At 72.9% G+C, this 15716-nt stretch carries 15 protein-coding genes; 3 read left to right on the top strand and 12 right to left on the bottom strand.

The features are described 5' to 3' along the window. Nucleotides 1–33: 33 nt before the first annotated feature. From ACQ860_RS05420 to ACQ860_RS05410, 3 genes are all read right to left on the bottom strand, one after another. Nucleotides 34–324, bottom strand: coding sequence for a YMGG-like glycine zipper-containing protein (locus tag ACQ860_RS05420; protein ID WP_431302391.1), 291 nt, complete (start codon nt 322–324; stop codon nt 34–36). 63 nt (nt 325–387) lie between these two features. Next, nucleotides 388–687, bottom strand: coding sequence for a putative quinol monooxygenase (locus ACQ860_RS05415; RefSeq protein ID WP_318651155.1), 300 nt, complete (start codon nt 685–687; stop codon nt 388–390). 54 nt (nt 688–741) lie between these two features. Further along, complete coding sequence (locus ACQ860_RS05410; RefSeq protein WP_431302390.1) at nt 742–1053, bottom strand: putative quinol monooxygenase; 312 nt, start codon at nt 1051–1053, stop codon at nt 742–744. Between the two features lie 63 nt (nt 1054–1116). Between ACQ860_RS05410 and ACQ860_RS05405 the strand changes: the two genes are divergently transcribed. Both ACQ860_RS05405 and ACQ860_RS05400 read left to right on the top strand, forming a co-directional pair. Beyond that, nucleotides 1117–2091 carry a Bug family tripartite tricarboxylate transporter substrate binding protein gene (locus ACQ860_RS05405; RefSeq protein ID WP_431302389.1) on the top strand — a complete coding sequence of 325 codons (975 nt, stop codon included), beginning with the start codon at nt 1117–1119 and terminating at the stop codon, nt 2089–2091. A gap of 159 nt (nt 2092–2250) precedes the next feature. Next, the gene (locus ACQ860_RS05400) at nt 2251–4020 is read left to right on the top strand and encodes an ATP-binding protein (RefSeq protein WP_431302388.1); all 1770 of its coding nucleotides are present in this window, start codon (nt 2251–2253) and stop codon (nt 4018–4020) included. A gap of 47 nt (nt 4021–4067) precedes the next feature. Here the strand turns inward: ACQ860_RS05400 and ACQ860_RS05395 are convergent, their stop codons facing one another. From ACQ860_RS05395 to ACQ860_RS05380, 4 genes are all read right to left on the bottom strand, one after another. Then, entirely contained in the window at nt 4068–6086 is a 2019-nt protein-coding gene (locus tag ACQ860_RS05395) for a sensor histidine kinase (protein ID WP_431302387.1), read from the bottom strand. A gap of 116 nt (nt 6087–6202) precedes the next feature. Further along, nucleotides 6203–6622, bottom strand: a complete 420-nt coding sequence (locus ACQ860_RS05390; RefSeq protein ID WP_431302386.1) for a response regulator — start codon at nt 6620–6622, stop codon at nt 6203–6205. Nucleotides 6623–6630: 8 nt separating this feature from the next. After that, nucleotides 6631–8790 (bottom strand): ATP-binding protein, encoded by a 2160-nt coding sequence (locus ACQ860_RS05385; RefSeq protein WP_431302385.1) that lies wholly within the window; start codon nt 8788–8790, stop codon nt 6631–6633. Nucleotides 8791–8813: 23 nt separating this feature from the next. Next, entirely contained in the window at nt 8814–9590 is a 777-nt protein-coding gene (locus ACQ860_RS05380; RefSeq protein ID WP_431302384.1) for a response regulator transcription factor, read from the bottom strand. Between the two features lie 722 nt (nt 9591–10312). Between ACQ860_RS05380 and ACQ860_RS05375 the strand changes: the two genes are divergently transcribed. Beyond that, on the top strand, nt 10313–10702 hold the full coding sequence (locus ACQ860_RS05375) for a helix-turn-helix domain-containing protein (RefSeq protein ID WP_431302383.1): 390 nt from the start codon (nt 10313–10315) through the stop codon (nt 10700–10702). Between the two features lie 32 nt (nt 10703–10734). Here the strand turns inward: ACQ860_RS05375 and ACQ860_RS05370 are convergent, their stop codons facing one another. From ACQ860_RS05370 to ACQ860_RS05350, 5 genes are read right to left on the bottom strand one after another with little or no spacing between them, the layout of a single operon-like run. Continuing rightward, entirely contained in the window at nt 10735–11748 is a 1014-nt protein-coding gene (locus ACQ860_RS05370) for a YihY/virulence factor BrkB family protein (RefSeq protein ID WP_431302382.1), read from the bottom strand. 59 nt (nt 11749–11807) lie between these two features. Beyond that, nucleotides 11808–12794: a S1C family serine protease gene (locus ACQ860_RS05365; protein ID WP_431302381.1), complete on the bottom strand. Its 987-nt coding sequence runs from the start codon at nt 12792–12794 to the stop codon at nt 11808–11810. A gap of 37 nt (nt 12795–12831) precedes the next feature. Further along, a complete protein-coding gene (locus ACQ860_RS05360; RefSeq protein WP_431302380.1) occupies nt 12832–13320 on the bottom strand; it encodes a CinA family protein in 489 nt (162 codons plus the stop codon). Continuing rightward, nucleotides 13320–13739, bottom strand: coding sequence for a phosphatidylglycerophosphatase A family protein (locus ACQ860_RS05355; protein ID WP_431302379.1), 420 nt, complete (start codon nt 13737–13739; stop codon nt 13320–13322). The genes ACQ860_RS05360 and ACQ860_RS05355 overlap by 1 nt, the downstream gene beginning before the upstream one ends. Before the next feature lie 11 nt (nt 13740–13750). Then, the gene (locus ACQ860_RS05350; RefSeq protein ID WP_431302378.1) at nt 13751–15691 is read right to left on the bottom strand and encodes a transglycosylase SLT domain-containing protein; all 1941 of its coding nucleotides are present in this window, start codon (nt 15689–15691) and stop codon (nt 13751–13753) included. Nucleotides 15692–15716 lie beyond the last annotated feature (25 nt).

Below are 15716 nucleotides of genomic sequence, written 5' to 3'. Positions count from 1 at the left end.
ATCCTCCGCCGGCGAGCCTCGCACGCGCTGGGCTCAGCGGCAAACCATCCGGCCATCCGAGGGGCGGCGCCAGCAATTGCGGCGCGGCGGCGGCTGCGGCGTGGTGATGGCGCCGACCGCGGCCCCCGTCAGCGCGCCCGCCACGGCGCCGATCGCCGCCCCCTCGCCACCGCCCGCGAGCGCGCCGATGGCGGCACCGCCGCCCGCGCCGATCAGCGCCCCGCCGGCCGCGCGCTGGCCGGTGCTGTAGGGGTTGGTGCAGCCCGCAGTGCCGAGGGCCAGCGTGGCCAGCAGCAGGGTCATCGGGATCGCGCGTGCGCGCATGGGAACCTCCGTTTCTGTTGCGGCTGGTGTCCCTCGCGAAAACGGCGAAAAGATGGGCGGATGCTACAGCTTGCAGATGTGGATGGTGCGGTCCTCGATCAGCGGTTCATAGGCGGCGCGGGTACGCGCGAGGCGCGGATTCTGCGTGTGCGCCTTGAAGGCCGCGTCATCGGCATAGACCTCGTAGAGCATGACGCGGGAGAGGTCGGGCCCTTCCTTGCTGCCCGGCTGCAGCACGTCGAAGCGTTCGCAGCCCGGCTCGTCGGCCAGCGTGCCGGCGGCGTGGTCGCGGATGATGGCGTCGAAGGCGGCATGCGCGCCGGGCTTCAGCTTGAATTCGACGACGAGGGCGATCTTGGCCATGGGGGTCCTCCCGGTTGTTTCCGGGGGCCATTGCGCGGCTTTCGCGCGCCTGCGTCAATCGGCCCCGATCCGGCAGAGGCGCGCGGAGCGGCCCTGGATCAGCGGCGCGAAGGCGGCCTTGGTCGCCTCATGGCGGGGCTTCGCCCAATGCGCCTCGCGCGCCGCCTGGTCGCGGAAGACCTCGTAGAGCATGAGGCGGGATGGGTCGGGCCGGCCCTCGGCATCCATCACCTCCAGCACGTCGAAGCGTTCGAGGCCGGGTTCGTCGGCGAGGCATGCGGCGGCATGCGCGCGCATCACGCCGAGCAGCGCGGCATGGCAGCCGGGCCGGACCTCGAACTCCACGATCAGGGCGATGCGGGCCATGCGGAAACCTCCTCGCGCCGCGCGCGATGAGATGGCATACCACGCACAAATCGGAGGAAATACATGTCCCAGATCACCCGCCGGACCCTTGGCCTTGGCTCCGCCCTTCTCGCCACGCCAGCACTCGCCCAGATGGGCTCCCCGGGCGGCTTCCCGCAGCGCAACGTCACCATCGTCGTCCCCTTCGCGCCCGGCGGCAGCACCGACGTGCTGACACGCCTGATGGCCGAGCGCATGACGCAGACGCTCGGCCGCCCCGTGCAGGTGGAGAACAGGCCCGGCGGCAACACCATCGTCGGTGCCGAGGCGGTGGCGCGCGCGCAGCCCGATGGCCACACGCTGCTGATGGCGGCCGGCACGACGCTGACGGTGAACCCCATCATCCAGCGCAACCTCTCCTACAAGATCGAGGATTTCGCGCCGGTGACGCTCTGCTCCACCTTCCCCTTCGCGGTGATCGCGCGCCATGACGGTCCGCGCGACATCCCGGCCCTGGTCGCCGCCGCCCGCGCGCGGCCTGGGCGCATCACCTACGGCACGAACGGGCCCACCACCCTCACCAACGTGGCGATGCTGATGGTGCTGGAGCGGCTGGGAGTGACGATGCAGGACGTGACCTATCGCGGCGATGCGGCGCAGCTGAACGACTTCCTCGCCGGCAACCTCGACCTTCTGGTGGTGGCGGGCAGCACCGCGCTGCCGGTGCACCGCAACAACCAGGGCCGCCTGCTCGGCTGGACCAGCGCGCAGCGCGTGCCCTCCACGCCCGACGTGCCGACCTTCGCCGAGTTTACCCCGGGGCTGGAGGCGCTGAGCTGGTTCGGCCTGCTCGCTCCCGCCCGCACCCCGCCGGCCGCGATCGAGGCGCTGAACGCGGCCGCCATCGCCGCACTGGGCGACGAGCGCATCCGAGACCGGCTGACCAATGACGCGCAATTCGTCCAGGGCAGCACCCCCGAGGCCTTCAGCCGCTTCCTGGCCGCGCAGCTCGAGGCCTGGCGGCCGGTGCTGAGCCGCATGGAGGTGCCGCTGAACTGATCCGATGCCCGCGGGGCGGATGCAGCGGCTGGCGCGGGGGGCGAGGCGGGATGCGCGCGCGCGCCGCGGATTGCTGGGAATTGTATTTCCGCGGGCTGGCCTGTTGGCTTGTCCCCACGCTGCTCTAGCCTGGGCCAACTCAATGCATCGTCCCCCGAATTGAGCGGCTTCCTCCACGCCCCCACCATCCTTTTCGCCGCGGGCTTCGTCGGGCTGGTCGGCAGCCTGCTTCTGGCGCGCAACAGCGCCCATGGCGCTGGGCGGGTGGTGCCGGGGGTCTGGCTGCTCGCCGCCTTCCTCCAGGCGCTTGCCTCCTTCGGGCATGCGATGCGGGGCGAGCTGCCGCCGACGGTGGTGTTCATGGGCGTGAACGCCACGCAGCTGCTGGCGATCAGCCTGCTCTGGCTCGGCGCCCGCGGCATGGCGGGGCGCGCGGCGGCGGCCCCCCTCGCGCTGCTGCCGCCGGGCCTCTGGCTCCTGGCCTGCCTCGTGCCGGGCTTCATGGAATCGCCGGTCGCGCGCCTCGCCCTCTACACGCCGCTCGCCTATGTCACCGCGCTCTGGGCCGCCTTCGAGATGTGGCGCCTGCACCGGCGGGAGGGGCTGCGCGCCGCGCTCGACATGGCGGTCCTGGTCACCATCGTCGTGCTCGGGCTGGTCGGCGTCGTCATCCATGCGCTGCTGGCGCCCCCCTTCCCGGACGGGCCGCAGGTCTTCTTCTTCGCCCTCCCGGCGCTGCTGACGGCGCTCTACGGCACCACGCTGCCCTTCCTCATGCTCGCCGTGACGCGCGAGCGGGATGCGCGCGAGGAGGGGGCGCGCCGCGCCGCGCTGCTGCGCGAGGGGCGCGCGCAGGTGGAGCGGCTGCATGCCGGGCTGCCCGCCCTGATCTTCCTCTCCGAGGTCTCGCCCGACCGGACCACGCAGCTGCTCTATCGCGGCGGCGATCTGGCGGCGGTGACCGGCTGGCCGGCGGAGGAGGTCGGCCGCCGGCCCGACCTCGCCGAACTCGCGCACCCCGAGGACATGACGCTGCATCGCGCCATGCCGGGCCTGCTGGCCGAGGGCCGCGCCAGCTATGAATGGCGCATCCTCCAGCCGGATGGCGGCTGGCGGTGGCTGCATTCGCTGGTGCGCGTGCTGGAGCGGAATGCGGCGGGCGGCGGCGTCATCGTCGGCTACACCATCGACACCCATGCCAGGCACGAGGCCGAGGCGCGAGCCATGGCGGCTGCGCGCCTCGCCTCGCTGGGCGAGATGGCGGCCGGCATGGCGCATGAGCTGCGCCAGCCGCTGCAGGTCATCTCGCTCGCCGCCGAGCTTGGCCAATATGCGGTCCGCGACGGCGATCTGCGCGAGGTGGATGAGCGGCTGGAGCGCATCGTGGAGCAGACGCAGCGCACCTCGCAGCTGCTGGACCGACTGCGCCGCTTCGCCCGTGGCGCGGAGGATGCGGCGCCGATGCAGCCCGTGCCGCTGGACGGCGCGGTGGCGGGCGCGCTGGAGCTGATGCGCCGCCGGCTGCTGGACCTTGACGTGACGGTGGAGGTGGCGCTGGGCGAGCCGCCGCCCGTGCTGCTCGCGCAGGAGATCCTGCTGGACCAGCTCTTCTCGAACCTGCTGCGCAATGCCTGCGACGCGCTGGCCGCGCGGCCGCCCGACGCGGTCCGGCGAATCCGCATCACGGCAGGGCCCGGGCCGGCGGGACTGGTGCGGGTGACGGTCACGGACACGGGCGGCGGCATCGCGCCCGAGGTCATGCCGCGCATCTTCGAGCCCTTCGTGACGACCAAGGGCCCGGACAAGGGCACGGGGCTCGGGCTTTCCATCTGCCACGGCCTGGTCACCGGCATGGGCGGGACGATCGAGGCGCGCAATGAGGGGGAGGGGGCGGTGTTCACGCTCACCCTGCCGGCGGCGCCGGCGTAAGGACCTGCCGGCGGCGCCGGCGTAAGGACCTGCCGGCGGCGCCGGGTTCAGCCCGCCGTCTCGGCCCTGGCCTCGGCCGCCAACAGCGTGATCACGAAGCAGGCGCCCTCCCCCTCGTTGCGCGCCTCGATCCGCGCGCCCAGCTTCTCGGCGAGCCCGGCCGCGACCGAGAGGCCGAGGCCGATGCCGCGATCGGGCCCCTTGGTCGTCACGAAGGGCTCGAAGATCCGGTCCATCACCTCGGGCGCGATGCCGCCGCCCGTATCGGTCACGCTGAGCCGCACCGTGCCGCCCGCCTGCTCGGCATGGATGGCGAGGCGGCGCGGCGCGCCGGGGGGCTGGCTTGCCAAGGCATCCCGCGCATTGCCGATCAGCGTGACGAGGATGTGCTCCAGCAGCGTGCGGTCTCCCAGCACGACCGGCGGCGTCGGGCCCAGCTCGACCTCCAGCTCCACATCGCGCAGCAGGCCGCTGGTGAGCGCCAGCGCGCCGGTGACCGGCCGGTCGAGCGGCACGGGCCGGATGCTCGGCTGGTCCTCCGGCCGGCTCGCGAAGCGGCGCAGGTCCTCGATGATGCGCGAGGCGCGCAGCGCCTGGTCGATGATGACGTCGAGGCCGCGCAGGGCGGAGGGGTCCGCCACCCCGTCGAGGGTGGCCTGGGCGTTCTCGGCCGTGAGCAGGATCGCGGTGAGCGGCTGCAGCAGCTCATGCGCGAGGCCGGTGGACATCTCGCCCAGCGAGGCGAGGCGCGAGGAGGAGATGGCCCGCGCCTCGGCCCGGCGCTCGCGGTCGATGTTCAGCGTGTAGGTCAGCACCTCGGCGCCGCCCGTGGCATCCTGCCGCAGGCGTATGGCGCCGCGGCGCACCCAGCTCCAGCCGCCATCGGGCCGGCGCAGCCGCACCTCGTCCTGGTGCGAGCCGTCGCGAAGGGTCTGGCGCAGCATGGCCGGCAGGTCGGGCGCGTCGGGGGCGAAGAGGTGGCGCGCGTCATTCGCGTGCCGCAGGGGCTCGGCCGGCCAGCCGGTGACGGCGGTGATGTCGCCCTCGCGGAACATCAGGCTGGAGCTGCCATCGGGTGCCACGCGCCGCAGCGTGACGACGACGGGCAGCGCGCCGAGGATGCGGCCGAGCTCCGCCTGGCCCTCGCGCAGCACCGCCGCCTCCCGCCGCGCGGCGATGAGCGAGGCGCGGCGGGCGAACCAGGCGGCCAGCGCGAGCCCGATGGCCACGGCGGCGCCGCCCAGCAGCAGCCAGCGCAATGCGGCCCAGGCGGTGGCCTCGATCTCGGCCTCGGGCTGCGCCACGGTGACCGACCAGCCGGGGGCGCTGGTCAGCCGCTCCACCGCATAGACATTGGGCTGGCCCTGCCAGCCGGGGCCGGTGATGAGCAGGCGCTGCGCGCCGGCGATCGCGGGGGCCACCCAGGCGGGGGCGGCCACGCCCGTGCGCTCGCCCGAAGGGTCGCGCGAATGGGCGATGATGCGCAGGCCGCCATCGGCGATGGCGGCGAAGCTCTCGCCCCGCCGGGCGAGGCGCCGCACCAGGGGACGCAGGAAGGAGGGCGGATACTCGAAGCACAGCAGGTGCTCCACCTCGGCCCCGCGCATCACCGGCAGGGTGATGGCGAGGCGAAGCGGCTGGCCCTCCTCCTCCAGCAGGTCGGAGACGCGGGCGGGCGGGCGGGGCTTCGGGCCCGGGTCGGTGGAAAGGGCCGTGGGCGGGAGGAGGGTAATGCGCCCGCCCAGCTCCTCGCCGAACTGGGCGATGTCTCGCAGCGTCATCGCGTCGGGCTCGCGCGGCAGCAGCCGGTGCGAGGCGGCGAGCGTCCTGAGCGCCGCCTCCAGCAGACCGAGCTCGGAATCCACGGCGGCGGCGAGCGCGCGGGCGGTGTCGGACAGCCGCGCATGCTCGGCGTTGCGATAGGCGGCGAGGCTTGTGCTGACCGCCGCCGCGAGAAAGGCGAGCAGACCGAGCAGCAGCGCGAGGATGGCGCAGAGGCGGTTCAACTCGATGCGCTTGCGGGCTTCGAGGGCGCTGGCCGCGCTGGCAGGGGCAGGGGGCTGCACGGGTCGCTTTCTGCAGGTCGGTGCGGATGGTGCAGCCGGTGGCGGGCTTCGCAAGCCGGAATGCGTTACATCGACAATTCTATGCAAAACACATCGCTCGCCCACGGCGGGGCGTGTCAGGCTATGGCGCGCCGCGCGACGGCGCGTGCATGGGCACGCGCGACCGCCGCCTCCAGCTCGGCCAGGCGGAAGGGCTTCTGCACGAATTCCAGCCCGCCGCCGGCCGCGGAGTCATCCGGGGCCAGCCCGTCGAGGTCGCGCGGCATGGCATGGCCCGAGATCAGCACCACCTCCAGCGCCTCGGCCTGGCCGCGCCCGGCCAGCGCGCGCAGCGCGAGATCAAGCCCGTTCTCGCCGGGCATGCGGATGTCTGTCACCAGCACGGCGATCTCGGGGTGGGCGCCCAGCAGCGTCGCCGCCGCCTCGGCCGAGCTGGCCTGGAGCACCGGGCTCCAGCGGCGGGAGAGCGCGCGCGCCATCTCACGCAGGATGTGCGGCTCGTCCTCGACCAGGAGCAGGCTGAGGGCTTCGCGCATGGGTTCGCTCATGGAGTTGGGGTCTCACGCTCCGGCGTGGCGGCCGGCTCAGCCACGGGGAAATCCAGCGTGAATTCCGCGCCGTCCGTGCCGTTGCGGACCCGGATGTCGCCGCCGAAGCCGCGCATGGCGGATTGGCAGATGGCGAGGCCGAGGCCGGTGCCCTTGTCGCTGCCCTTGGTGGTGAAGAAAGGGTCGAAGACCCGGCCGAGCAGTTCTGGCGGGATGCCGCCGCCGGAATCGGCGAAGCGTATGGAGAGGCGGCCCTCGGCCCGCCCGCCCGTCGCGGTGATCCAGATCTCGCGCGGGGCGCCGGGGGGCCGGGCCGCCAGCGCGTCCCGCGCGTTGAGGAAGAGGTTCACGAAGACCTGCTCGGCGCCGACGGCATTGGCGCGGATGGCGGGCAGGCCCGCCGGCAGGTGGTTGCGCAGCGTGATGCCGGCATCGCGCAGCGCGCCGCCCACCAGCAGCAGGGCGCCCTGCACCACTGTCTCCAGCCGCACATCCGCCAGGGTCTGGCGCTCATCGGGGCTGGAGAAGAGGCGCAGATGCTGCACCACCTCCTTGCAGCGCGCGGCCTGCTGGGCGACGAGGTCGAGCGTCTCGAGCGCGTCCGGGATTCCGGCCGGGCCGTCCTCGTCCAGGGCCGCCGCCGCGTTCTCGGCCGCGAGCGAGATGACGGCGAGCGGCTGGTTCAGCTCATGCGCCATGTTCGCGGCGAGTTCGCCCAGCATGTTCAGCCGCGCGCTGGCGGCGGCCCAGGCGGCGGCCTCGCGCTGTTCGGTCACGTCCAGCAGGTAGCCCACGATGTCGGATGCTTCGGCGTCGCCGTCGGGGCCGACGCGGCGCGCCTCCTCGCGCAGCCAGCGCCAGCCGCCATCGGGCCGGCGCCAGCGGTATTCCAGCAGCGCCCGGCCCTCGGCCTGGAGGCGGCGCTGGAAATCGGTGCGCGCGGAGGGGGCGCTGGCATCCATCCGGGCCTGCGCCTCTGCGGCGTCGAGGAAGATCCCGGGCGGCCATCCCGTCACGCGGCGCAGGTTGGGCGAGGCGAATTCGGCGCGGAAGCCCGAAGCGTCCAGCCGGCCGGCATAGATGGCGACGGGCGCGGCCTCGAGCAGCTGTTCGAGGCGCGCCCAGGCGGCCCGGGTGGCGGCCCGGTCGGCCTCGGCATCGGCCAGCAGGCGGCGGGCGGCGCGCAGCCCGCCGCCACGCAGCACCGCCACCTGCCCCGCCCCCAGCAGCAGCATGATCAGCGCGAAGGACCACCAGGCCACGCGCCGCAGGGCCACGAAGGGCTGGGCGACGACGGACCAGTCCTCGGCGGCGGCCACCACCATCCGGCCCTCCGGCACGCGGCGGAAGCAGATGAGAAGCTGCCGACCATCGAGCGCGCTGGGGGCGCGGACGCTGCCGCGCGGGGCCTCGCGCGCGGCGAGCACCGCGGGGTGGTCCGCCATGGGCGGGCGGGCGAGCTGCGCCTCGGCATCGCGGCTGCGCGCCAGCAGGGCGCCGTCATCGAGCCGCATGAGGGCCGAGAGGGCGCCCTCGGCGGTCGAGATTTCGGCCAGGCGGGCCGACAGGAGGATGGGGTCGAGGGAGACGATGGAAACGCCGCCGAAGCCGCCCTCGGCGTCGCGCAGCGGGTAGGTGAGCTGCAGGCTCCAGCGCCCCGAGATGCGGCCGACCAGCGGCTCGCTGACGTAGAGTTCCGCCGGGCGTTCCGGCGGGCGGGCGGCGTGTACGGCCACATGCGCGCGGTCACCGAGCGGGATGGGCGCCCAGCCCGGCACGGTGGAGAATACGAGGAGGCCCGCGGCGTCGGTGGCGGCGATCTCGAAGATTCCGAAGGGCTCCTGCGCCGCGACGCTGGCCAGGTGGTCGCTGATGGCGCTGGCGCCGCCCCCCTGGCCCCGGCGGAGCAGGTCCCGGTGCATCTGCTGCAGGGCATGGACGCGCTGGACCGCCTCCAGCGTGTGCAGCAGGGTGTGGTTGAGCGCGTCGACGGTGGAGAGGCAGCGCGCCTCGACCTCCCGCGACAAGCGCCGCTCCTCATGGCGGAGGAAAAAGAAGATGCCGCCCGCCCCGGCGACGAGGATCACCAGCCAGGCGGCCGCGGCGATGGAGGCGCGCCCCCTGGGGAGCGTTTCCTCCCGGCGCGTCTCAGCCACCTCTGGACCCGGCCATGGAGGGCTCAGCCATGGCGGGGCCTCGCGGGCGGGCCGGCCGCCGCGTCGAACCCCACGAAGACATAACCCACGCCGCGCAGCGCGTGGATGCGGCGCGGCCCGTTCTGCTCCGGCTCGATCTTGCCGCGCAGCTTGGCCACCAGCGTGTCGATCGCGCGATCCTCCACGCGGTAGGGGCGGCGGAGCACGCGGCGATGGCATTCCTCGCGGCTGACCGGCTGGCCCTGGCGCTCATGCAGCAGGTGCAGCAGCTCGAACTCGGAGGAGGTGAGGCGGACGAGCTGGCCCTCGGGGTCTCGCAGCGTGCGCTCGGCGGGGGAGAACTCCCAGCGGGCGGCCGGCGGCGCGGGTGGGGGCAGGGCCGCGCCCCGGCGGAGCGCGATGCGGATACGGGCGAGGATTTCCCGCGGGGGGGCGGATTTCACGATGTAGTCGTCGGCGCCGCCCTCGAGCCCCGCGATCCGCGTGGCCGCATCCTCGCTGCCGGTCAGCATGATGCAGGGCATGTCCGAGCTTTCGCGCAGGCGGCGGAGCACCTCCATGCCGGTGGCGCCGGGCATCATCTGGTCGAGGATGACAAGATCGGGCGCGGCGTCGGGCAGGGCGGCGAGGAAGGCTTCGCCCCCGCCATAGGCCACGGCGGTGAAGCCTTCGCGCCCCAGAAGGCGCGCGAGCTGGGTCCCGAAGGCGGGGTCATCATCCACGACGGCGATCTTGGCGGGCACGGGGTGCGGGCTGGTCCAAAGGGTTGCGACCGGCGGCTGGTTTGTCGCTCCGGTCATGGTTCAATCATCGTAGGTCGGCCGTACGGCCACGTGAATACGCGGCGTAAACCCTACTATAAAAAGAAACTTTATGGTTTGGCTCTCCCGTCATTTGCTGCGCTGCAAAATTTGTCTGGACATTTAGTAAAAAGAAACAAATTCTTGTTGAATTAAGTCTTGAATACACAAAAGGGCTATTTTGTAGAATTTTGTTTGTGTCTGTCGAGCGTCGTGGTCGTGAACATGATTTTCCGGGTCGGGACTTCAATGGCGTAGGTAGGGGGCACGCCAGCTCCGCGCGCAGGATGGCGGGCCGGCCGGTCAGGCGGGCGCGCAAGCCGGATGGTCTGCGCGTGTCTCGCCAGGATCGGCGGTCGGCTGCTGGCTGCGCCTCGTCGGGTCACCCGCCGGCCTGGCCCGGGCGCCCGCTTGGCCTGGCCGCCGGGGCCCTACGGCCTGCGTTTTCATTGCGGGTCCACAACCATGCGATGTGCTGGTTCAGCTTTCATCAAGCTTGCGCTTTACGGATTGTGGATTTTTGTACCTTTGCTTGTGAAGCGACGGCCCAGCGCGCAACTTCTTTCCCACATTGGCAGGAATTTATTGCGCGTGATGCATCGGGAGCCTTCCTCATTATGGCGGAGTTTCGATCCGGGTCGGGCCCGGCTCGTGCGGCTGCCTTCCGTCCTGACGGGGGCTCCCTCCCGCGCCTTGCCGAAGCACCGCAGGGAAACCCAAGCATGTCCGACATGATGCCCCATGCCCGTGACGGCGCCGGCGCGCGCCGCCAGCGCCTGGATCGGGAGCTGGACGCCGAGATCGGCCGTCGCCTGCGCGCCCGTCGCCGCGCGCGGCGGCTAACGCTGCAGCAGTTGGCCGACATTTCCGGCCTCACGGTGCAGCAGATCCAGCGCAGCGAGTCGGGCGCGGCACGCGTCACCGTCGTCGTCCTGCTGCGCCTGGCCGAGGCGCTGCAGACCCCGCCGCTCGCGCTGCTGCCCGACATGGCGCCCGAGGACCCCGCCGAGCCGGAGGTCGAGGAACCACCCGGCGCCACAGCGCATGACCTTGCGATCGGCCTCGCGCAGTATCTCTGGAAGCAGGGAAACACGCGGGGGGGGGCGCGCTGAGGCGCGCGGGCGAGGTTCGCTGAGGCGGCGCCTCAGCGCCGCGCGAGGCGCAGCGCCAGGCTGACGGCGAAGAGCGCCGCCGGCAGCAGCAGCCCCTCTGGCGGGCGCGCCCTCCGCTTCGCCTTCGCCCCGCCGCCCAGTCCGCCGTCCAGCCGCACCAGCCCCTCGGGCGTGCGCCGGACATGGTGGACGAGGGTGGGGCTCGCGGGTTCCTTGCCGCTCCAGGCGCGGGTGAACTCCGCGCCGAGCAGAAAGATCGCCACCGAATAATACAGCCAGAGCAGCACGACCGCGAGCGACCCCGCCGCGCCGAAGCCGGCCGAGACCTCGGCGTGGCCGAGATAGAGGCCGATTCCCGCCTTCCCCAGCGTGAAGAGAAGGGCGGTCGCGATGGCGCCCACCACGACGTCCCGCCAATGCAGCCGCCGGTCCGGCAGGATCTTGAAGACGGCGGCGAAGAGGCAGGCGATCAGCGTGAAGGAAAGGGCGAAATTGGCCAGGCGCAGCAGCCAGGCCGCCCCGGGCTGGCCGCCGGTCAGCCAGTCGCCGAGGGCCGCGATGGCAGCACTGGCGATGAGCGAGGCGAGCAGCAGGAAGCCCGTGGTGCCGACCAGGCCGATGCTGAGTGCGCGTGCCTTGAGGAAGGCCGCGATGACATTGCCCTGTGCCTCGGCGAGGGGCGCCTCGGTCTTCCAGATGGCATTGAGCGCGCCCTGCAGCGCGCCGAAGGCGCCGGAGGCGGTGATGACCAGCGTGGCCAGGCCGATCGTGAGCGCCCAGCCGCCGCGCACCTGGCCGAGCGCGCGCGCCGCCATCTCCTGCACCGTCGCCGCCGCCTCGCGCCCGAGCAGGCCGCCGAGCTGCGTGGCGAGGGCCGCCTGCACCTCGGCCTCGCCGAAGATCAGGCTGGCCAGGCCGGAGGAGAGGTAGATGAGCGGGCCGAGCGAGAAGAGGGTGAAATAGGCGATCGCGGCCGCGCGCGTCAGCGCGTCATCCTCGATGAAGCCGCGCAGCGTGTCCCGTGCCAGCCGATACGCCCCGCGCAATGCCGCATCCCCTGTCTGCCGCCCGCGCAAACGCGAGGGCGGCGGCCGGGTTGCGGCGCTCAGTGCAGGCGGGGCGCCTTGAGGTGGCGGGAGCGGTCCGTGCTGGTGATGGCGAGGTCGAGCTGGCGCGCGCCGCGGGCGAGCGTCAGCCGCACCTCGGCGCCCGCGGGGCCGGCCGCGCGGACGGCGGTCCAGAGCGAGGCGAGGTCATTCACCTTGCGGCCATCCACGGCGACGATGCGGTCGCGCGGCTTCACGCCGGCGCGCTCGGCCGGGCCGCCCTTGGCGAGCGAACCTACGCCCACCTCCTCGTCATCCTCGGTGGCATAGAGGCCGAGCCAGGGGCGGGCCGGGCGGCCGGAATGGCCGGTGCGGCGCAGCGTCTCGAGAATGGGCAGCAGCTCGCCCGTCGGCACCACCATGTTGAGGTCGAGCCTTTTGCCGCCCCGTTGCCCCTGCTGGAGGATGAGCGAGCCGATGCCGGCCAGACGCCCGGTGGCGTCGAACAGGCCCGCACCGCCCCAATGCGGATGCGCGGGCGCCGTGAAGATCGCGTTGTCCAGCAGGTATTCCCAGTAGCCGGCGAAGGGTTGGCGCGCGGCGACGGTGCAGGCCAGCGCGTGGCTGAGGCCGCCGGCCGCCGCCAGCACGCCCTGCGCGCCATGGCGCATCGCCTCGGAATCGCCGAGCTCGGCCACCTTCTGGCCGGGCAGGCGGCCCAGCGTCTGCACCAGGCCGAAGCCCGTCTCGAAATCCATGGCGAGCGGCGTGGCTTCCACCACGCGGCCCTCATTGTTGGTGATCCAGATCGTCTCGGCCTCGGTGATCAGGTAGCCGATGGTCAGCACGAGGCCACCCGCATCGATCACCACGCCCGAGCCCTCGCGCTCCACGCCCAGCGCGGCGGCGGAGGTCGCGTCGGGGGGGACGAAGGATTTCAGCGCGACGACGGTGGCGAGGCGCGATTCCAGGTCGAAGGCGAATTCGGTCGGGTCGGGCTGGAAGGCTTCCGGCACCTCCCAGTCATCGTCGTCATCGTCGGGCATGGCGCAACGTCCTTGTCATGCGCCCTTATATCAGGCCTCAGTCCAGGAGCGAGTGCGCCATCTCGAAGCAGCGCGCGACGGTCGCGGCGCGGATGGCGGCGCGGTCCCCCGGAAAGATCCGGCTTTCGGCGATGATGGCTCCGCCGCGCCGCCCGGCGGCCATCCAGACGAGGCCGACGGGCTTGAGCAGCGAACCGCCGCCCGGGCCGGCCACCCCGGTGCAGGCCAGCGCCATGTCGGTGCCCGCCGCGCGCAGCGCGCCCTCGACCATGCGGCGGGCCACCTCCTCGCTGACGGCGCCGACGCGCTCGATCAGCGCCGGGTCCACGCCCAGCATCCGGGACTTGGCCGCGTTGGAATAGGTGACGAAGCCGGCCTCGACACTGGCCGAGGAGCCGGGGATGGCGGTGAGTGCGGCCGCGATCAGCCCGCCCGTGCAGCTCTCGGCCGTGGAGATCGTCAGGCCCTTGGCCTGAAGGGCCAGCAGCAGGCGGGCGGCATCGTTCAGCGTGGCGTCTGGCAGCATCAGCGGATTCCGAAAGGGGCGAGGAGGAGGATCACCACCGCCGCCATGGCGCCGGCGATCACGTCATCGGCCATGACGCCGAAGGGGCCCTTTTGCCGGTCGGCCCAGCCGACGGGGCCGGGCTTGGTGATGTCGAAGAGACGGAAGAGGACGAAGGCCAGGATCACGCCGACCCAGCCGGTGGCGGCGGCCAGCGCCAGGGATTGCCCGGCGGCCTCGTCCACCACGACCCAGCCCGGGTCGGCGGCGGCCTCGGGCAGGCGGGTCAGCGCCCAATAGCCCAGCGCGGTGAAAAGCACGCCCGCCAGCAGCGCGGCCCAGGGCGGCAGGAAGGCCAGCGGCAGCACGGCGGCCGAGCCCCAGGTGCCCGGCGCCGGCTTCAGGAAGCCGATGCCACCCAGGGACGCGATGGCCTTCACCGCGCCCGCCCTTATCGGGTCCATTGCGCCATGGGATGGTCGAGCGAAGCGGCGCGGGGGTCCTTCGCGCGATAGACGGCGACGTTCTCGATGACGCGCTGCACGTAGTTCCGCGTCTCGCCGAAGGGGATCATCTCCATCCAGTCGAGCATGCGGATGCTGCCCGAGCGCGGGTCGCCATAGGTGGCAAGCCATTCATCCACCCGGCCGCTGCCGGCATTGTAGCCGGCGAAGGCGAAGGGCATGACGCCGCCGAAGCGATCCAGCCGCTCCTGGATATAGGCGGAGCCCAGGCGGATATTGTGCGTGGGGTCGCTGGTCAGCCAGGCGGGCTGGTGCGGGATGTTGAGGCGCCGTGCCACGGATTGCGCGGTGGCCGGCAGCAGTTGCATCAGGCCGCGCGCATTGGCGGTGGAGACGGCCTCGCTCTCGAAATTGCTCTCCTGCCTTGTGATGGCGAAGACGACGGCCGGCTCGGCGCCGGATTCGGGGGCGGGGTAGGGGCGGGGCCAGCCATCCTCCACCAGCATCGCGCCATGGGCGCCGGCGCGGCGCGCCACCCAGACGGCCTGGTCCGGACGGCCGAGCGCGGTGGCGAGGCGGGCGACGAGCAGGCGCTCGGCATTGCTGGGCGCGGTGTCCTCCAGGCGAAGCAGGAAGATGCGGCCGCGCCGCGCCTCGCCCAGTTCGGCGAGTGCCAGGAGGACGCGCGGCAGTTCGCGGTTCATGAAGGCCCGGGCCTCGGCCTCGGTGGGCCGAGGGATGGCGAGGTTGTTGATGCGGGCGGAGATCTGCGCGCCGTTCTCTCCGAGCGCGAGGGCCCCCATCTGGCCGTAGAAGGTGACGGGGAAGCCGGCGGCGCGCTCGAAATGGGCGCGGGCGCGGGCCTGGTCGGGCTCGGCGCGGCCCTGCCAATAGGCGACGCGGGCCTGGGTGATGGCGCTGCGGCTGCCCTCCGCCAGCCGCTGGAAATGCGGCAGCGCGCGGGCCGGGTCGTCCTGCAGGCGGAGCGCGATGAAGCCCGCCAGGAACTCGGCCTCCTGCCGGGGCTCGCCCGCGACCGTCTGGCCGTGCTGGGAAGCGACCTGATAGGCGGCGGTCGGGTTGCCCAGGCGCATCAGCTTGCGCGCGAGGATCTGGCGCTCGGTCCAGATCGCGCGCTGCGCTTCGGGCGGCAGGCCCGCCTGGAAGGCGGCGCCGGCGGCCCAGGCGGCGGCGGCCTCGGCGTCGCGATCGGCGCGGCGGAGCATGCGGGCGCGCTCCAGCGTGGCGCCGGCATCGCGGGCGGCAAGGGCCGGGTTGGGGTCGCTGCCGGAGGAAGTGGCGTAGGCGAGGCGGAGTTCGGCCATGGCACGGCGCTGCGCGTCGAGCAGGGGCACCACGCGCTGGGCCGCGCCGAAATCCCGGCCGAAGGAGAGGCGGTTGAAGCGGCGCCAGTGGTCGTCCGGCGTCAGGAACTCGCCGGCGCGGGCGAGGAAGGCGGCCTCGGCGCTCGCATCGGGGCCGGTGTCCTCGCCCCAGGCGCGGCGCGCGGCGGCGCGGGCCTCGCTCGCGCGGCCGGTGTTGACCAGGGCGGCGACGTGGCGGGTCGCGCCATCCAGCGTGCGGGCGGGGCGGCCGGTGAAGAAGCGCAGCGCCAGCGCGTCATCGCCGTCGGTCGCCAGCAATTCCTCGGCGCGGCGGGCGAGCGCGTCCTGGCTCGGCCAGTCGGACGCGCTTTCGATGAAGCCCACGATCTCGGCGGCACTTCCGGCGCCGCCGCGCTGCGTCAGGCGCATCCAGGTGACCATCTTGGCGATGAGCGGGTCGGCCTGGGCGGCGGCGGATTGCGCCTCGCCCCAGCGCTGGGCCTGGGCGGCGGCGATGGCGGCGCGGCCGGCATCGCGTGCGGGTTGCGCGAAAGCGGGCTGGATGGCGAGCAGGAGGCCCAAGGCCGGGAGGAGACGACGCATGGAGGCTTATTAGCCCGGGCGTGCA

It is taken from the genome of Sediminicoccus sp. BL-A-41-H5, assembly GCF_050632405.1.
In the GTDB taxonomy this organism is placed as follows: domain Bacteria; phylum Pseudomonadota; class Alphaproteobacteria; order Acetobacterales; family Acetobacteraceae; genus Roseococcus.
Note: the sequence above shows the minus strand (reverse complement) of the source record. Positions and strands in the feature narration are given on the sequence as shown.